Source organism: Bacteroides sp. (assembly GCF_028690125.1).
Classification (GTDB): domain Bacteria; phylum Bacteroidota; class Bacteroidia; order Bacteroidales; family Bacteroidaceae; genus Bacteroides.
Genome location: NZ_JAQVBV010000058.1, coordinates 1 through 17,870 on the forward strand (window position 1 = coordinate 1; position 17,870 = coordinate 17,870).

The 17,870-nt window shown below is 38.1% G+C and carries 20 protein-coding genes; all 20 read right to left on the reverse strand.

The window, feature by feature from the left end; genetic code table 11:
- Nucleotides 1-22 precede the first annotated feature (22 nt).
- Entirely contained in the window at nt 23-397 is a 375-nt protein-coding gene (locus PHO71_RS22935) for a hypothetical protein (protein WP_300208045.1), read from the reverse strand.
- A gap of 4 nt (nt 398-401) precedes the next feature.
- Nucleotides 402-761, reverse strand: coding sequence for a hypothetical protein (locus PHO71_RS22940; RefSeq protein WP_300208047.1), 360 nt, complete (start codon nt 759-761; stop codon nt 402-404).
- 4 nt (nt 762-765) lie between these two features.
- Nucleotides 766-1,248: a hypothetical protein gene (locus PHO71_RS22945; protein ID WP_300208050.1), complete on the reverse strand. Its 483-nt coding sequence runs from the start codon at nt 1,246-1,248 to the stop codon at nt 766-768.
- Complete coding sequence (locus PHO71_RS22950) at nt 1,241-1,519, reverse strand: hypothetical protein (protein WP_300208053.1); 279 nt, start codon at nt 1,517-1,519, stop codon at nt 1,241-1,243. The genes PHO71_RS22945 and PHO71_RS22950 overlap by 8 nt, the downstream gene beginning before the upstream one ends.
- Before the next feature lie 637 nt (nt 1,520-2,156).
- On the reverse strand, nt 2,157-3,878 hold the full coding sequence (locus PHO71_RS22955; RefSeq protein ID WP_300208056.1) for a hypothetical protein: 1,722 nt from the start codon (nt 3,876-3,878) through the stop codon (nt 2,157-2,159).
- 368 nt (nt 3,879-4,246) lie between these two features.
- Nucleotides 4,247-4,651: a hypothetical protein gene (locus tag PHO71_RS22960; RefSeq protein WP_300208057.1), complete on the reverse strand. Its 405-nt coding sequence runs from the start codon at nt 4,649-4,651 to the stop codon at nt 4,247-4,249.
- 4 nt (nt 4,652-4,655) lie between these two features.
- Nucleotides 4,656-5,075: a JAB domain-containing protein gene (locus PHO71_RS22965; protein WP_300208059.1), complete on the reverse strand. Its 420-nt coding sequence runs from the start codon at nt 5,073-5,075 to the stop codon at nt 4,656-4,658.
- A 445-nt stretch (nt 5,076-5,520) separates the two neighbouring features.
- Complete coding sequence (locus PHO71_RS22970; protein ID WP_300208062.1) at nt 5,521-5,955, reverse strand: hypothetical protein; 435 nt, start codon at nt 5,953-5,955, stop codon at nt 5,521-5,523.
- A gap of 112 nt (nt 5,956-6,067) precedes the next feature.
- On the reverse strand, nt 6,068-6,634 hold the full coding sequence (locus PHO71_RS26310) for an AAA family ATPase (RefSeq protein WP_367279930.1): 567 nt from the start codon (nt 6,632-6,634) through the stop codon (nt 6,068-6,070).
- 782 nt (nt 6,635-7,416) lie between these two features.
- The gene (locus tag PHO71_RS22975) at nt 7,417-8,001 is read right to left on the reverse strand and encodes a hypothetical protein (protein WP_300208065.1); all 585 of its coding nucleotides are present in this window, start codon (nt 7,999-8,001) and stop codon (nt 7,417-7,419) included.
- Between the two features lie 18 nt (nt 8,002-8,019).
- Complete coding sequence (locus PHO71_RS22980) at nt 8,020-8,352, reverse strand: hypothetical protein (protein WP_300208067.1); 333 nt, start codon at nt 8,350-8,352, stop codon at nt 8,020-8,022.
- A 64-nt stretch (nt 8,353-8,416) separates the two neighbouring features.
- On the reverse strand, nt 8,417-9,856 hold the full coding sequence (locus PHO71_RS22985) for a hypothetical protein (protein WP_300208069.1): 1,440 nt from the start codon (nt 9,854-9,856) through the stop codon (nt 8,417-8,419).
- A gap of 40 nt (nt 9,857-9,896) precedes the next feature.
- Nucleotides 9,897-11,306, reverse strand: a complete 1,410-nt coding sequence (locus PHO71_RS22990; protein ID WP_300208072.1) for a phage terminase large subunit — start codon at nt 11,304-11,306, stop codon at nt 9,897-9,899.
- A complete protein-coding gene (locus PHO71_RS22995; protein ID WP_300208074.1) occupies nt 11,290-12,000 on the reverse strand; it encodes a hypothetical protein in 711 nt (236 codons plus the stop codon). Before PHO71_RS22995 ends, PHO71_RS22990 begins: the two co-directional genes overlap by 17 nt.
- Nucleotides 12,001-12,082: 82 nt before the next feature.
- Nucleotides 12,083-12,490 carry a hypothetical protein gene (locus PHO71_RS23000; RefSeq protein ID WP_300208076.1) on the reverse strand — a complete coding sequence of 136 codons (408 nt, stop codon included), beginning with the start codon at nt 12,488-12,490 and terminating at the stop codon, nt 12,083-12,085.
- A 387-nt stretch (nt 12,491-12,877) separates the two neighbouring features.
- Entirely contained in the window at nt 12,878-15,412 is a 2,535-nt protein-coding gene (locus PHO71_RS23005; RefSeq protein ID WP_300208078.1) for a hypothetical protein, read from the reverse strand.
- Nucleotides 15,413-15,414: 2 nt separating this feature from the next.
- Entirely contained in the window at nt 15,415-16,083 is a 669-nt protein-coding gene (locus PHO71_RS26315; protein ID WP_367279931.1) for a thymidylate synthase, read from the reverse strand.
- A gap of 9 nt (nt 16,084-16,092) precedes the next feature.
- Nucleotides 16,093-16,743, reverse strand: a complete 651-nt coding sequence (locus PHO71_RS23010) for a DNA N-6-adenine-methyltransferase (RefSeq protein ID WP_300208081.1) — start codon at nt 16,741-16,743, stop codon at nt 16,093-16,095.
- Nucleotides 16,740-17,426, reverse strand: coding sequence for an ERCC4 domain-containing protein (locus tag PHO71_RS23015; RefSeq protein ID WP_300208083.1), 687 nt, complete (start codon nt 17,424-17,426; stop codon nt 16,740-16,742). Before PHO71_RS23015 ends, PHO71_RS23010 begins: the two co-directional genes overlap by 4 nt.
- Nucleotides 17,420-17,870: hypothetical protein (locus PHO71_RS23020; RefSeq protein WP_300208085.1), on the reverse strand; the 451-nt coding region annotated here is incomplete at its 5' end. The genes PHO71_RS23015 and PHO71_RS23020, both read right to left, overlap by 7 nt.

Consider the following 17,870-nt stretch of genomic DNA (forward strand, 5'->3'; position numbering starts at 1 on the left):
TACAACTTTAACGGAATGGTTTTCACCTGTTGCATATAATATACTTGTTATGTGAATTCATAAAGGTATCTGAGGCAATTCCTCCCCCACCTAAAGGAAGGGGACTCCTTGCCATTTTAGTTGAATCGCGATACGCTTTTTGAACGGTTTCTATATGACATCCGAGCATTTTGGCAATTTGAGTTGTTGTTAGTTTCTTTGCAGTTAATAATGCGAGATATTCCGGATCGTGGAGTTCCGGTAATTTGTATCGGTTATTACGAATAGGAATATTGCGTTCCATGAGAATTGATCGGATGTTTCTTGGATGGAGATTAAATTTGATAGCAAGTTGTTTTACGGTGATTTTTTTGTTTGTGAGGTATATATTGACAATAGTATCTGTATCGATTAGCATGGTATCAGCTCTTTAGACAATTTTTACATAAAGATTTGTTTTGGAATAGGGTTGATAGATCTTTTTCTGCTTTTGTAATAGGGGTGTTGCAGTTTTCACAATTACCTACGGTTATTTGAGTGATAGGTATTCTTTCAGGAATGTTTTGGTGAGGAGGTACAGGTTTGATAGTGTATTTAGGAAGATCTATATTGAATACCCGTTTTGCATATGATGAGATTTTTGAGTAGACATGTTCGCTTTGGTTACCGAGTAAGGGGAAAATTGTTTTGAATTGATCGATGCATTCGGTATGTGTGTCACCGTTGACTTTTATTTTGATATTTTCATAATTATCGAGATTAATCGTGATTTCAAGTTCCATTATTTTATTCCTCCACTTGAGTGTAAATGGTTTTTTTGAGATCTAATCCGAGCACGTTGATATAACTTGATTGTATTTTTTTCATGGTTTTATCAAGTGCCATTCTTTCAATCAGGTAAATTGCGTGTATTGCAAAATTAGGAGGACATTTTCTGAAGTCTCCATCTATTGTTTGGTAATAGACGAAACCTGTTGAAAATCCGGTTATTTTTGCGAATTCATATTGGTTTAAATTGAAGTATGCAAGAGCCAGTCTGAATTTGTGTTTGAATGTAGGATCGTTGTTAGCGAGTTCTGCAGCGATCTCTGCTATTGTCGAAGTGGATTCTATACATCGGTTTTTACAGAGGTATATGGGATATGGAGGGTTTGGGTCCATATATTTGTTACTTCTAACGAGTTCTAATCCACAATGAGGACATAATGGTGTTTTTGTAACAGTATACTGGATTGTATTGATGTTTTTGAAATCAGCAGTATTATCCATGATTTTCCTTGGGTTTTTTAGATTTGTTACAATTTGTAACAATTGTTTTGCAGATAGTTATTGACATCAGATAGGTGTAATATGTGCTGGCATCTTGGGGGGATGTGGAGAGACGGGTGAGAAACGGCATGATATCGTGACCTGAATTGGCAAGGGTAGATAATGCGGTTGTGACGATTGATTTGGCTGATTTGGGGTTGTTCATTTGTTCACTTGCCAGGAGTTCTGATAAGAACATATATGGATGCATAATAGTGTTGTGTGGATCCATATCTTTCGTAGGGGTTGCGTCGATATCGATTGAATAGGAATACATAAGATTACCAAAAAGTTTGGTTTTTTATAGGTATAAGCATTGAAGATGGGCTGTATCTTCTTTTGTAGGGTGTGCTGTTTTTGTTAATGTGGTGAATTGCGATTTTGTAAGGTTATCCGGAGTGGTGTTTTTTAAGAATTTGATTATTTCTTGTTTGATTGTTCTACCTACGTATTTTCTTGATTGTGAACATAATGCGAGATCGAGAAATGTAACCCATTCTTTTCCTGTAGTTAAATAGCAGGAGTTGATTTGTATAAATGATTTGGGGTCGAGTTTAGATAGGTGAACCAGAAATAAAAATAGTTTTTTTTTATCATAGTTTGGGGTATGCGCTGCATTATATATGAGCGATGTGAGCTGGTCTATGTTTGGATTTGCAAACAATAAGACTTTATCAAGGGTTACTAGCTGTTCGTTCTGGATAAATAACGAACATACGGGCGATGCAGAATGTGGGGTGGCATGGGTATTCTCACTTATAGACATATTAAAACCTCTAAATAAGAGTTATAGTATTTTTCAGGATTGTATGTTGTATAAATCATACAATAACAGATACAGATCGTATTTATTATTAAAGGTTGTTGTTTTAACTGATACATTGCGAACAGATAATTTCGTGTATGTAGGATTGGTATTTGTAATGTTCGATTGTGTTGTCTGTTGTTTTATACAGAAGATGTGCCAGTTCGTGAGCTATTGCAGGTGATGTGGCTATAAGTGCTTTGAGATCGTGGATATCATATGATTCGTTTTGAAGATTAAATCTTTTTAAGTTGAGGTATTTTCGATCAATATATATCAGAGTTCCGTCGGTAATTGCATCAGATTCGATTGTTTTTCCCCGGTTTCGTTTACCTTCATATTTGAAATAGACTTTTGTAGAGAGATTTGCGATTCTGATCTGGTTTTGATCGAGTTTGAATAGTGATGTGATAGGTTTAATTGTTTTTGTGAGATAGATATGTTCTTTGTTTGTTTTTAATTCCTGGTTTTTAATTGAGTTTTCAATTTCAATGAATTCGTGAAGATCATCGATGTTGGGGATGTTACGGTTTGTGAATATTTTGTTGTAGAGTTTGTTTGGAGATATATAGACTGCAATACCATAGTATCTGGCGAGAGCGATTTTGTCTTCTTTTGAGGATAGTTGTGTTGTATCTGCCCAGAACAGATATCGATTCTTTTTTAGAGCTTCTTTAAAGAGGATAGAATCGTGTTTATTAAGAGTTTCCGGGATGTCCGGGATGTCCGGGAATGGATGAGATACGGTTTCCGGGATACTTATGTGAGTGGGTTGTGTGGGGGTAGGGAGTGCCAGGATTTTTGAATCTGTAAGGATGTTGTCAATGGAGTAATAGAGATATTTCAGGTATTCTTCGGGGTGAAGGAATTCTCCAATACCATCAACGTTGTTTGCTATTTCTTCCTGAGATGCGGTTTTTAAGAATGATTTGTAAAGATCGCGGATATGGGATCGGAGGACCAGTTTAAAGTCTCTGTATTTAGAGTCGTAGGTGATCTGAGTGCGGTCAGGTTCTCTGAGATTGACTGCGCCGGGTTTGAGTTCGATGACTCCGGTAATACCTGCCATATATTCGCAGGTGACTTCACGTTTTTCATAGTATACATACACGGTATTAAAGTTGACATGAGGTTTGTGGATACCGATTCTGCCAGAGAATAATTCGTTTTTGATATCTATAGTGAAATCCGAGATTACTGTTGAGAGGAGAGGGGTTTGTTGGATACCTATGTCATTGTAATAAATCGGGAATTCGATATGTTTACCTACCTGTTCGATTTTGAATTCCATTCCAAAGACATCGAATTCTCCATGAAGGGTTACCTGGAATCCTTTGATCGGTTCTGCAGTTGCCATAGTGGCGATTGGGGTAGTGTAGAGAGAGTTTATATCTACGGTGAGTATCCAGTTTTTTGATCTGAATGATGCGGTTTTTAAGTTAGGGATTGCAAGAATTGACCAGATACCCATACCGAATCCTTCTTCAGTGGATTCCCATTGTGATAGATCAAATGTGGTGATCGATGCAGGATCGTTACAGCCGTGTCCGTTGTCAGTGATAATTACTGTATCATACGATACAGTGAAATCCATGCGGGTTGCTTTTGCCCGTTGTGAGTTTTGAATGAGTTCTGAAATGAATGCATGTTCGTTGCTGAAGACGTTACCATTACACATCTTTTTGATTTTGCTTGGTATATCTGAAGTTATAGGGATTGCAAGAGTCATTATCGAGCCTCGGTTGAGGGGTGTTGATCTGAGATCGATACTTTCTTTTTTTACCATTCAATTAACCATGAACATTAATTGATGAGATCAGGATCCAGTTTGAACGGAGTATTACAGTTCTGGCAGGATTTTACATTGAATGTTGATGTAATGAATGTTGATTTCCAATGGCAGTAAGGACATATATATTGGAATCGGGGGATTGAGTTTGTTTTTTCAATTGGTGCCAGAGGGATAATTTTGTTGTTTTGTGCATCTGAATAGGTGGTTAAGACATGAGTTGTATGGAATACCGTGTTACAGGAATTGCATGTCCATTTTGTTCTGATATGGATTCCGTTTAAAATATATTTTGTTGATTTTTTTGAGTTTTTGATGATTGATCTGCAGTGTGGACAATACATAGGCATGACCTGAAATTGTTGTTATAAATAGGTGGATAGCGGGATGTTTTCTTTATCAGGATCGAAATTGGCTTTATGATACAGTTCTGTTGCAAACCGTATGAGAGCGTCGGGGTCGGTGTTTTTGGGTAGATTAATTGATGCGGCTATGATTGATGTGTGCCAGAGCTGATCGGCTGTTGAAGGAGGTTGAGGGGCAGTAAACAGAGGTGTTTTGAGTTTACCTGTTGTGGATGTGATAAAGAATGCTTTTGTTACTCCGTTTACTTGTTCTTCGGAGGGATCATATCCGATTTTAACCTGATCGCCGTCTTTTATGTTGCGCATTTCGATGAATGCTTTTTTGCTGACAATTTGGTAGGGAGTGGTATCGATTTGGACGAGATCTCCAGCTACATGTTTGTATGATCCGATTTGATAATCCATAGTATCACGAGAAGAGGTTTGGATACAGGGTTTTTATTGAGATCGTAGTTTCGTTTGTGACGATTATATGATCTTTTACCTGAATGTTCAGGATAGTGCCTGCGTTTGTTAATTGTTCGGTGAGCTGGATGTCTGTTACTGAGGGGATAGGAGTGTTATAGGGGTGGTTGTGGTATAAGATGATTGAATATGCGTTTTTGTGGATGGCGTTTCTGAATACATCTCTTGGATGAACGATACAATGAGTTGCAGTACCAATAGAGATGAGTTGTTTTTCAAGAATATTGTCGTGGTTATCGAGTGAAACGACAATAAATTGTTCCTGGTTCCGATGTCTGAGATAGGTAACCGGATCTGTTTCTGTTAGAGGATTGGTTTCTGAGAAGTTAAGGAATTTTTGGAGACGATGTAGTAGATTGATCATAATAAAACCAGGGTTATTGTATTATTTATTTTTTTTTTTAAAAACAATTGAATATGGAAAAGAGAGGAGAGGGTATTCACATTGTTTTAAAAAATCGATATATTGTAATTTTTTTGGTGCGTGATATGATTTTTAAAAAAATAAAATTTGGCGGATAAAGTAACTATGGAACCGACGGAACTGAACGCGCAGGTGTTTCTTTGAGGGTTGTGCCTCAGAGATATTGGGTTGTATAGTATATTTGCTATTGTTTGAGTATGAGATATTATGGAAAGAAACCAATGGGTTTTTGTTGTGCCGAGGGTTTGACGAATTACAGGTAGAGAGGTATATGTAATCATGAGTGTCGCCTCGTAGCAATACTATCTATGTATCAACTAGTTATTAATAATTTCGTTAATGTTTTTTATTTAATTATATAACATAATGGTTATATATAAAATTATTAGTATTTCTTTCTGATGATAGGGGCACCCATACTCTTTTTATAAATCAGAAGATGTGTAGGGATCTTTGATTTGTTTCCAAATTTCTTTTCTAAGTCTGTAACATAGAGTTTTGCATAGGATTTGAATTGATCCGGGTAGGTGGTTTTGATGTAATTACGTAGATTATCTTTTCCGAGAATATCTTCAACATCTTTAGCTGCAAGATAGCTGTAAGTATCCCATACGTCTGGACAGTGTTCGTAGACAGCTTTTGAATTGATATGGGTTGTTATTTTTTCAGGGATATGGAGTTCGTAGTCTGGATCAGATAACTGGTGTTTGGAACGCGCGTCTTCAATGAGGAAATCGCGGGTTGCTGTTAAGTTATCCAGTTTTGCTTTAAGAGATACAATCTCTGTAGTTAAATCATAAATTTCTTTTAATATTGTCATTTTTATCAATCCTAAAAATATAAATTGTTAAGGATAGTTGTACATCAACCATATCATGATGATGATTAAGATGATGTATGCTTCAATGCTTGTGCATGGATCTTTTTCCATATTATTTCATTAAAAAATTTAGTGTATCATTTATCTGTGATAATCGTGATTCTGTGGTCCCGGATATTTTGACGACCGGTACATAGTTTGTCAGATGGGTATACTGGTGTGTTAAGAATTGATTAATAGTGTTTTGAGATTCAATTGAAGTGAGATCCCGGTGTTTTGCGTTATCATGAGGAAAGTAATCGGTAATGAAAAAGATTACGTCATATGCGTTATGATATAGATGTAAATATGCTTTTTTTGTTGCATAACTGTATTGTGTTGAGAGATCATCGGGGTTTTCTGACGTGGTATAGTGATAGTAACAGTATGCAAGGTTGTCGATGACGGTTCGGTCACTGAGAAAACCGGTGTTGATATATTGTTTTTCTGTAAGGATTTGTTTATCCATAATCTGTAATTGTGTGGGAAAATGAGTTCGTGATTTTTTTGGGAATGTGGCTGCGATTTCTGAAATTATTGGGTATGTATTATATTGTTTGTTGAATTCTGAGACGAGCGTGGTTTTACCGCAGCAGTGGGTGCCGGATAAACCGATTTTGAGAGGGGTGGTGTGAGTCATGGGGATCAATCGTGGTTTAATACGGATAGTGTTTGGTATGAAAATCAGGTTTTTTTATGAACATAGCATCTTTTTTATATATGCCGCATTTGCCACAACAGTGCATTTGAGATATCGGGGTTGTTAAGGATATCTGTTGGGAATGGATATATTTACAAGTGGTTGGGAGATACATGATAGTTATTTTAAGGATTCGTAGATTATTCTGTTTTTCTCTGTATAGCAGATGAGACAATCAATACATTTGTTCTGACAGTTTATTTCAGTATCGTTTTTTTTATTAATTACATTAAATACAATATCTGCATTATCAGGGATTGTTGTCATAGGATTGGTTCTGTGAGGGTTTGAGTATACGATTGTAAAGTTATCCGGGATATTACCCGTAACAAGATTGAGTCGTTTTGTCCAGAGTGCAAATCTGGTCTGGGGGTTGTGTTCTGCGATTGTTACAAGATTTTTAAAATGGATGGAGTTATGGAGTTCTCCATATGAATTGAATCTGCAATATAAATGGTTTAACCGGGGGATTTCGTGTGGTTTTAGTGGACGGGTCGTTAAGATTTCTGCGTTTTTTGTATAGGTTTCTTTGGTGTTTGGACGATACTGTTCAAATTTGGCGGCATAACAGGAGGAACAGATTATATCTGGGTTTTTTCGTTGTTTTGTGCAGAAAGGGTTGTTTAAAGTACTGGTATTGATTGAGACCATACCTTTCATTTTACCTGAATGGTTGGTTGTTATGAAAATATGCGGTAGTGTATTTTTTTCTAACATTCACTTTATGCTGAAATTAAGACTTTAGTAGAAGGATCAATGATTGATGTTTCGGTAGTAGACCCTTTTAAGATGAGTATGTGAGGGTGTTCGTATAAGGCAATGAATTTTACTATATCGTACCACGAGGTTATTTCCGTTAGATCAGTTGTATAAAACCTGTTTGTATGTAGGTTTGCGAGTTGATCAAGAATGACCTGGAACGATTGGATTGGGTATTGTTCTACATACAGTGTTGCTCCGGGAAGTTTGCGGGTTTTTCTGTCTTGTTCCGGGACATAAATATCTGATTTGTTGATTTTGATTAATTTGTATTCTGGAACAGTATTTAAAAATACTTTGAGTTCCTGATACAAACATGATTCTTCGTATTGGATTTCTGATAGAATCGTGTTGAGATATGATTTTCCCTGGGGAGATTTTGCCGGGATTACAGGGGTTGTTTGTTTGATTAATGAAGAGAGCTCCTGGATGTCGGGAGGAGTTACCCGGATATAATAATTGATGTCTGAGATTGATTCGCAATATGATTGGATTTGGGTATCGGACGGGATACCTTCGGTAAGAATTGTGAGGGTTCGGGTAGACATGAGTTATCACGCTCCTGGTTATAATAATGCAGGCATTACGAATTCTGTTCCTGCAAAGATTGATACGACACCTACTATAATATAAAATATATAATGGATGATCGTGTTTGTTGAGTCGGATTTATCAGCCATTTTTACAATGGTTTGCATAATTGTTTGCATCGATACGTTCATACCTGCAGTGTTTTTTTCGACAGCCTCCATACGAGTGCCCATATTTTCAACAATATCTTCAAGCCGGGACATTCTGAGTTCGAGATTTCCATGATCGGCACAGACACCTTGTGGGACGGGGTTATAAGGGCAATAATCTCCGTTATTATATTGTGGGGTGGTTTTAGATGAATTCATTGTCGATATGCCTCCAGTAAAGTATAATTACAGTAATTATGAAGACATAAAAATAAATGTGGGGTTATTCTTTTATTGGACGTTTTGGAGGTTCTTTTTGTGATTTTGAGTAGTCTGGTTTGACTGAATCGTATAATCGTTTACAGAGATCATCCATTTCGTCTTCTGAAGGAGCCATTCCGATGTTGGCGAAGTATTTCTGGATCTGGGTTTTGCTGAGATAAGGGACGAGAGGTGCCAGGACATATGCGAGGTATCCTTCATCAGGGGGAGTGAGGTCTTCAAATTCCATAGTAACGATACCGGGGTATCCTATTGCTTTGAAATGAGGTTCGAGGATATGTTTGTCAAGGATATCTGAGACGAGTTCGCGTTCGCCGACAAGATCGCGTTCGTAAAAGATCAGATGGAGATCTCCAATGGATCGGTTGCTGTTTTCTGAATCGGTGAAACTATCGGCAAATCCCATACCTGCAGTAAATTCTTTTTCAAGGTAATTTTGACTTTTAATAACACCTTCCGGGGATCCTCGGGTATCAGAGACTTTATGTTCTGTGCCTGAAGGGAATATAATATTCATCCCTTCTTTTATACCGAATTTTAGTTCGTGTTTGATGGCATTTCGTTTGTTCCACCATTTTTCCGGGACGGTAACGACCATTGGGGGATCGCCATGTCTTTCGATCATGATACCTGCAGAATGTTCGTTTTTGAGTTTACGGACAATCTGGAGATAATTTTCCTGGATTAATGAGATGCCGTTTGGATCGGTGAATGATGGGTTTCTCGGGATGAACAGGAGTTCGTCTGGAGCAAATACGATATGTTTTTTTTCCGGACCAATCCATATGGTTTGGACAAAAGCAATGATATCTCCTGATCCGTCTGGTTGTATAGTGGCAAACGGGGTAAGTGAGGTATATTTTGTTGATTTTTCGTTGAGAATATTTTTTAGATCGTCATAATCTTTTTGATGGTTTCGGTATACCTTGATTGATCTGGGATAGAGGTGGGTGATTGATTCGATACCTTCTGACTCGTTTTCGTTCCAGGTAACCTGGATGAAACATCTACCATATATTCTGAGATATTTTGCAATATCCTGACAGAACTTTTTGTATTGAAGATTGCGACGGAATTGTTTGATCTCGAAATCGTCATCTTTTTTTGATGAGATCAATTTGAATGACATACAGTTCTGGCTTTCGGTGCGGATAATCCGGGCGATTTTTCCTATTTTTGAGACCCATTCACAGAATGCATCCCATCCTTCTTCCGGGACAGCGTGTTTTATCTGGGTAATGTTGAGATAATAATCTGAAGACATATTGTTTTGAGATGATTGAGGGAACCGGGTGCCGACGGGTAGGATTTGATCTACTGTGTATCCGGGAGCATAATCTGAGAAATCACCTGGATAGTAACCGGGATCAGGATGTTTTGCAGGAGATATGATCGGATCAGATTTTGTTATGAATGATTTGAGTTTTGTGATGAGTGTCATACTATTTACCATCTATATAAAAATTTAAATGTGTGTGAGGTTATGCGAGTATACCCCAATCATCTGAATCAGGGACATTTGTAAGTGATTCTTTATTGGTTGCACCCCAGAGAGCCAGTCCGAGAGACATAACGATATCGTCGTGAACACCGGATTTACCGGAATAGGTGATCTTTTTGGAGTTTTCGTTAATCTTATATTCATAATATTGTAGTTCTTTTATGATTTCTGGGTGGTGCGGGAATTTTAATGGGGCAATATATGAATCGATATCTGATTCTGCAAAGAGATCTTCTTCATCTGTTTTGGGTTCGGGGTTTAAGGCGGTTTGGAGTCGTTCTACTAACTGACCTTTGTTCGTGTTATTAAATTTGAATCCTGTAGCGTTATATTCTTCAAGCGATTCGTATATAGCGTCACCAATACCCGTTGAATCAATAACTATCGGGCATTCATTGAAATGACGGTGGATTGTGATTGCGTCTTTTACAATTTTTCTGTAGCTTTTATTCGTATATCTCCGCATATAGGTGAGTGTGTTTACGGCAGGGTCCGTGATGTTGATTACAGAAAATACAGTGTAATCAACATACCGCCCGATATCAACACCCATAATATAATGTGAATGGATATGTTTTGCCGGAGACAGGGATAGTAGTGGATCGATTGCTCGTTGGATCCAGTCCCAGGGGAACACACTGTTTTGATCATCGACAAACTGACCCAGATATTCTGTTCTGAATAGGATTGAATCGCGACCGTATTCGCGCATTTTGCGTTTGATATAGGAATGTTGGATTGTTGGGTTGTCGAGAGAAGAGAACTGGAATGATGCGAAATCCGGGTTGTGTGCAATACCTTTCTGATATGTATCGTAAAAATGGTTTTTGCCAAAGGGGGTTGAAATTTTAACGAGATCGCCATCATAGTCGGCAAGCATCGGTTCGATGACATCTGAGACGGTTTTGTCTTTAATAAATGCAGCTTCATCCAGGATGGCTCGGTGGGCTTTATGTCCTCTGATGTTTTCAGGGTTCTGAGTGGATCTGAAACTGACATGGGATCCGTTTGCGAATTCCATTGAAGGGAAGGGAGTGGTTCGATCTTTTATAAGCGCTTTATCAAAGATGGATTTTCGCATTGCCTGAACAGATTCGTTAAAAATGATACTTGTCTGATCATAGGTTGGAGCGAGAACGAATTGGATTGTTTCCGGTTTGGTTAATGCATAGTAATTAATATCGTCTGCGAGTAATACCGATTTACCAAATCTTCGTCCTGCACTAACTGTTTTCGTTTTAGCTTTAGCTCTGAGGATTAATTCTTGTGCAGGATGTTTTTGACGTTTGAAGAAGGTGTATCTGAACTGAACGGGATCACGGATGGCGTTCACTAGTTGGTGTCGTTGAGCTGCAGGGATGTTCTGGAAAATACTACTCGTCTGCGACATTAAACAAAGGTTTCTGGATTGGAAGATTCGACAGAGATTCTTCAAGAGCTAATGTGTCGGTATCTTCCCATAGAAGACAAAACGCAGATTTTGGACAGAATTTTGCTGTATCTGAAAATTCTGCATAATCGGTATCTTTGCAAATACAGGTGTAATGGAATTCTGATTCTTTTTTCCAGAACTTACAGGTCATTGGAGTGGTATCTTCAATGAGGGGGGGAGTATATCCTTCAAGATCGTTTATAGGATTATTATTGAGGATTTCAGTGATGATTTTAAATGGATCATCCTGGACAGAATTGATGGTACTTAGGATCTCGGCTTTTGTTGAGATTGATCTGATGAGAAGATCTCCTAATACTTCGAGTTTTCTTGGAGCGATATCATCTAAATCCTGATCCATTATATATCGATGAAGTTTACCCCGGAGATTGTCAAGAGCGTCGAGTTCGGTGACCGTTTCTTCGACATAGTGTTTGGCTTCAGGACTGTTTTTATAATCATAAACTGCCTGGTTTCGGATATCTACGAAGAAGAGAGCTTCGTGTTTTTTGAGATTATCATAGGTTAACCCTTCGTTTGGATAAGTACGAAGAATATTGGCTTTTGTTTTACCGTCAAAGATCATTTTGTCTATCTCTTTTCGATGGGGAGAGTTGCAGACTTTACATCGTTGGCGGTGTTTGTAATCCATTTTGTATAAATTAATTTTTTGAATATTTAAATATATGTCTAAAGTTGAAAAATTGATAGTAGTTTTGTAGGAAAGTTTTGAGTTATTCGGGTTGTCTGATAGAGACTCCTTCTGAAGGAACGTTTAATGCTGTTGCCAGATGTTCGGGGATTTTGTAGTACATATACGAGATTGCAGCTTTTGGTCGTGAAAGATTATATTTTTTGAGAGCTCTGTTGATTTGATCCTGCGAATATCCATAAATATCGGCGATTTGACGTTTTGTGTATTTTTCGTCGATATAGAGGCGTTTTAAATCTGATTCTGTAAATGGATATTGTTTTGTGGATTTGCAATTGAATCTATAGAGTTTTTGAGCATACAGATGTCTGCGTAATCGTGTGATTGAACAGTTGAGTTCTGTAGCAATATCTTCTTGAGAACGACCTTTTTTGATATATTCTTCAATGTACCAGGTATCTGGCATGGTTTTGGGAGGTATTGGAAACATAATATTGGTGAAAAAAATGAGATGAATTATTCTTCCGGCGGGATATTGGGTATTGAGGATTTCATTTCGTTTGTAAGATTGAAGAATTTTTTCATTTGATCAAGTTGATCTGTTATTGTTTTTAGGTAATCGGTATTTGTTGATTCGAGTAGTGAGTCCATATGTGAAATTGAGATCGTATTATGGGTTTTACATATCGGGCATCTTCCTGAAAACACATATATTGAAGATGTTGTGTCTGATTGAGATGCCTGGAACGAATCTTTGAGATCTGAATTGAAGTGGGTAATATTTGTTTTACAGACTGTACAGGGGATATAAAAAGATAGTTGTGGTTTTGACATAGTTCATCTTATTGTTTGTTGTTGAACTTATTATAGGTTATGTTTAAGCTATTTTTACCAGATGATGTTGAGGGTACGTTATTTCACCTTTTGTTGATAATATGTTCATCAGAATTTCGAATTCTTGGGGATCGATAATACCTGATTTTGTAACGGTTTCTTCAAGATGAGTTACAGGTACCATCGTCATTTCTGAACAGAGTGATTTTATCGTTTCTCTGAGGTAAAACAGTTTATCCTGTCTTGATTTAGGTCCGATTTTGGTGGTGATCATATCAATATCAAATGAACCGGTTGAATGATCAAATGCGATATCTCGCATACAATGTTCAAGAAGTTTGACAGATTGTTCTGCGTCAGCTCTATTTGCAGTATTAGATAACCTGATCCGGGCTGATGCCTGAGTGAGCCGGACTAATCCTTTTAAACAACGATGGGTAATTGCGATTGCGTGGTTTTCTGAGACCTGACCCCGCAGTTTCATGAAAAATGTTTTGATCACATCGGTTGCTTCTTTTGAAAGAACCGGGAATATGTTCATCTTTGCATAAGATACATATTTTTTGATGAATATTGGATCCAGCACTTTTGGAGGTTCTGTTTCCGGAGTGTATTGAGAGAGGATATGATCGGCGATTTTGCTATCCAGTTCTTGTTGAGGACGGTCCCGAAGCGCGAAGATGAGATCGAATCTGCTGAGTAATGCATCATCAATAACTTCTATCTGTGCGCCAAGATGTTCCATATCATTGAATCTGCCGTTTTTAGGGTTTGCGGCAGCAATAATGGTGCAACGAGTCTGCAGGGTTGCGCAAATACCTGCTTTTGTAATCGGTATCGAGTTGCCACACCATACCGGACATCCGTTTCTTCTTACATAAATGATGTGGTTTGGGACTTCGACACAATATATTGTTCCCTCATAGTGTTCTTTGGAGATGTGGGTTCTACCATTTGTATTTATACTGGGTTCGTTTTGGGGTTTTTGAATGAGTTCGGTTTTGAATTTCATGCGTTTGGAGGCACTAAGCGAATCTGCACGAATGAGTTTGAATCCGTTCCATTCGTTTGCCCGTTTGTTTGTGTTTACATACATGTTATGGTTGGGCGTTACAAGTAGATCTACTTGCCTTGATTTGAATCGATACATTTCTCCTGAATATGGAGCTTCGAAGATAGTGATCGGGTTGTGGTATTCGAGTTCATCTTCTTTGGATAGAGTTGCTATCTTATCCGAGAATTCGATGTTTTTAAAGAGTTTCCAACCATTTTGTGTGAGAACTTCTGTTGTATCATCGTAACATTGCTGTTCCATTCCCCGATGTAATGAACCTTTGTCGGCTTCCCGCATTTTATCGAGTTCGTCAATGATACATATGCCTTTATCTGCAAGAGGTAGAGCACCTGCTTCAAGGGTCCATCTGCCAGATTCGCTTTGGACTGCTGTAGCTGTCAGTCCTGCAGCCGATGCACCTTTTCCGGAGGTTTGAACACATCGTGGAGATACTAATGCCATAAAATCAAGGAGTTCGGATTTTGCAACACCCGGATCACCGACAAGAAAGATATGAATATCTCCGCGTTGTTTATGGTTTTCTGTCTCTTTTGAAACACCGCCGAATAATGATAAACATAATGCAGTTTTTACGGCGTCCATTCCATAAATGGTTGGGGCAATACTGTTTTTTAGGAGGTTATAGATACCTGCGGTGTTTGCAAGTTCTTTTATTGATTCGATATCTTCCGGAGAAAGATTGATATTTGTATGATCTTTTTCAGGGAATTCAATATGAAGACAATCTACAACGAGTTCGTATCGTGGATCTTCGGTCGTTCCTTTCAGTAATTCTGGTCTGACAATACCAAATATGATAACCCGTTGACCTGGGAGAGCAGAATTGATCTGGTTATGAAGGAGATCGACGTTAATTGAATGAGGTTGTGATCCTGGGTTGGCGTTTTCTGAACTGTCCTGAACAGTTATACGTTGAACATTGATAAATGTGGTTCTATCAAGATCTTTCATCCACATTGTTTTGTTGCATATGGGGCATTTGCTGTTAGGTTCGTGAATATAGGATCCGTGTTTTCCATAACCGACTGATGATGAATATCCACAGGCTTTACAAAAATAGTATGCTGTATCTATTTTGGGAAGCATACTTTCGGTTTTTCTTACAATTGCTTCGAAACATACGTGTTTATTGACATTTTTGTTTGTGATATTTCCAATTGTGGTTCTGTAAGGGATTTCGTTGATTCCAATAAAGATGTCTTCAATTGGGACTGATGTTTCTGTACTGATAATATATTTTATTCTATCGAGTGCGAATGTACAGTTTTTATAGAAGAGATCTTCTGTAATATAATTATCCAGATCCTGTAATAACGGATAGGGAATTACAAAGGATTCTGAAATATAATTATCTTCATAGTGGACAAGTTGATCGGCGAGATGGGTTGTGATTAATCGTCTGAGTTCAGGATCACTATCTGTAATTTCAATTGGGGATTCCAGAGGGGTTTCAGTGAATGTTTCGTCAAGAGTGTAGTCCAGTAAATCATCTAATTCAGACATGGTTATAAGTGGTTTTTGAATTCATCAACGAGATTTTCGTCTCTGATATGGTAAATATGAGGGACAGTTATTGTATGAGAGTAAGTGCCGACCGGGATATTGAGTTGATCGGCTACCCATTTTTGGAGTTCTGTGAGGGCGTACATGTTCTGACCAAGTGCTGAAAGAATGTCGTTACTTCGAAAAACGGCATACATATTAACTTTAGGTTCTGTGGTTGGGCGAATGGTGAACTGGATTCGTTGGAGACAGGGGGGGTATTTTGTAAAAGGATGAATTCCTGGTGTCCAGGTAATTGCTTGTGCTCTCCGGGTGGTTGGATCTGTTTTTAGGTGGTTGATACACTGTTGAATCTGATCAATTTGAGCTATATATATGGAATCAGCATTTTTTCCATAATGGAAAAGCTGGTCATGATAGGTATATTCAAATTTGTTGGTGTCACCGTGGATGAGATTGTCTCTATACAGTTTTAATCCGTTTTCGCCAAATTTACAGATTTGGGATGTTCTTGGGTTTTCAAGAGGGGTTTTGATGAATATATTAAGATCTTCATCGAGTTCGAGTGTTTGTTCGTTATCTTCAGTCGTTATGAGAATGCCGTATCTGAGGACTTTTGCTATTGCCAGTTCGTGTGCTCTGGCACAGTTTGGGGCGCGAATGAGATATATAGTATCACCTTATAGAGAGAATGTTGTTGATTTGTAAATCGGACCATAAAATCCGAATTTTTCGTAAAATGCGCGGTATCGATCGCAAGGACCTATATAGAACAGGGCGCTTGGGAATGGAGCTGAATTTTCAGCATCGGAAAATTTAAGTCTGCCTTTGATTGCGCACCAGGGATGGTTTTGTAAACTGTTGAACCATCGGTTATCGGGTCTGGCAGCTACAAGCAGGATGATCTCGGTTGTATGACCTTCATTATATTCCTGTATACATTTGTTTACCCATTCGTTGACGTATCGTGAATAGGGAGGGTTGACAAAGACTTTTCCATACCATGATCTGTCAAGACCGTTTGTGTTTTCAGTGAAATGGACGAGTGCCGGGACGTTTGGTTTTGTTTCACTATTTGAACAGGGATCGAGATCGATCTGCCCGTTGAAAAATTCTTCGACGGTAATAAGAAGATGTTTTGGGGTAAGATGTTTTTGTGATTTTGATGAAAACATTAATTCGGTGTTCAGAGTGGGTTCTGGAGATGTATCAGGAATTGGTTGGTTTGGATCTGTGCACCATTCCTCTTTTTTGGGAATGATGCGGTTTGGCTGGATAATACAAGCTCCGATAATATCTGTTTGATAGGGGTTGTTTGTATACAGAGTCATAGTTCAAGGAGGTATTCTCGGGTGGTTTTATTGACGAGCGATGCGGGATATTTTTCTGAGAACTCTTTTTTTGACAGGAGTCCTGAAGAATAATCATCATGATTTTTTTTAAATTCAAATAGAAATGTAGAGAATTTTCCATATGTTTCTTTTAAATCATGGGCTTTTTGTAATCCAACACCTTTTAATCCATAATAAAGTGTAAGGGATGGATCGGCGGTTCCGCCAGGAAGCGTGGGGTGACGTTGGACTTCTTCTATTCGCATTCCTTTTTCAACGAAACGTCTACAATCCATAATAGCTTTTGCAGCTTCTGCTGAAGATTCTACGTGATAACAAGGAACCTGATCCCGTATTTCTATTGATAGTATTTTTGATTCAAACTGAGATCGTGCCATCGCTGATCGGGACGGTTTTCCCATATGATATACTTCCCCATAAATCAGAAGAAGTTTATATTTGAATTGTTGTAATGCAATGATCTGGCTATCCAGATGTTTACTCATCATGGATTTGGCAAAATCGTCGATACGTTTGAGTTCGATGACAATACCTTTATCTTCCCAGATATAATCGCCGACGGTATTTGTCGTGAGTTCATAGGGGATACCCTGTTCTTCACAGGACTCTATAAGTAGAGTATTGAGTTTGGGAGTTTTTTCCCGGTAATCTATTTTTAGCATATTTGAGTGATTTGGTTAAAAATATCGTTTATATGGATATATTCTTGGAATGCCTCATCGAATAACCCGTTAATACAGGTGATGATCGAGTTTGAGATGATTTCATCTTCGTGGGATGAGGGTTGTTTTTGAAGTTGGACAGAGAATATGGTTTTGATATCTCCATTATCCTGTAACCTTATTTTATGACAGAATGTTGAAGGAAACATGAATTTCGGGAATTCGGGGGCGAGTAATGCGAATGTTGTCAGGATATTGGCTTTATATTCAGGGATATTGAATATGAAATCTATTGAACATGTTTCGGGATTGTTAAGGGTGATTGAGAAGAGGGGGATCGGTGCACCTTCTAGCCATAAGCGGTTGAAGTTGTTGATCTGTTCTTCTCTTGTCATAAGGTTACAGGATATAGGCGTTTGTCGATTTACAGATACCTGACCAGCC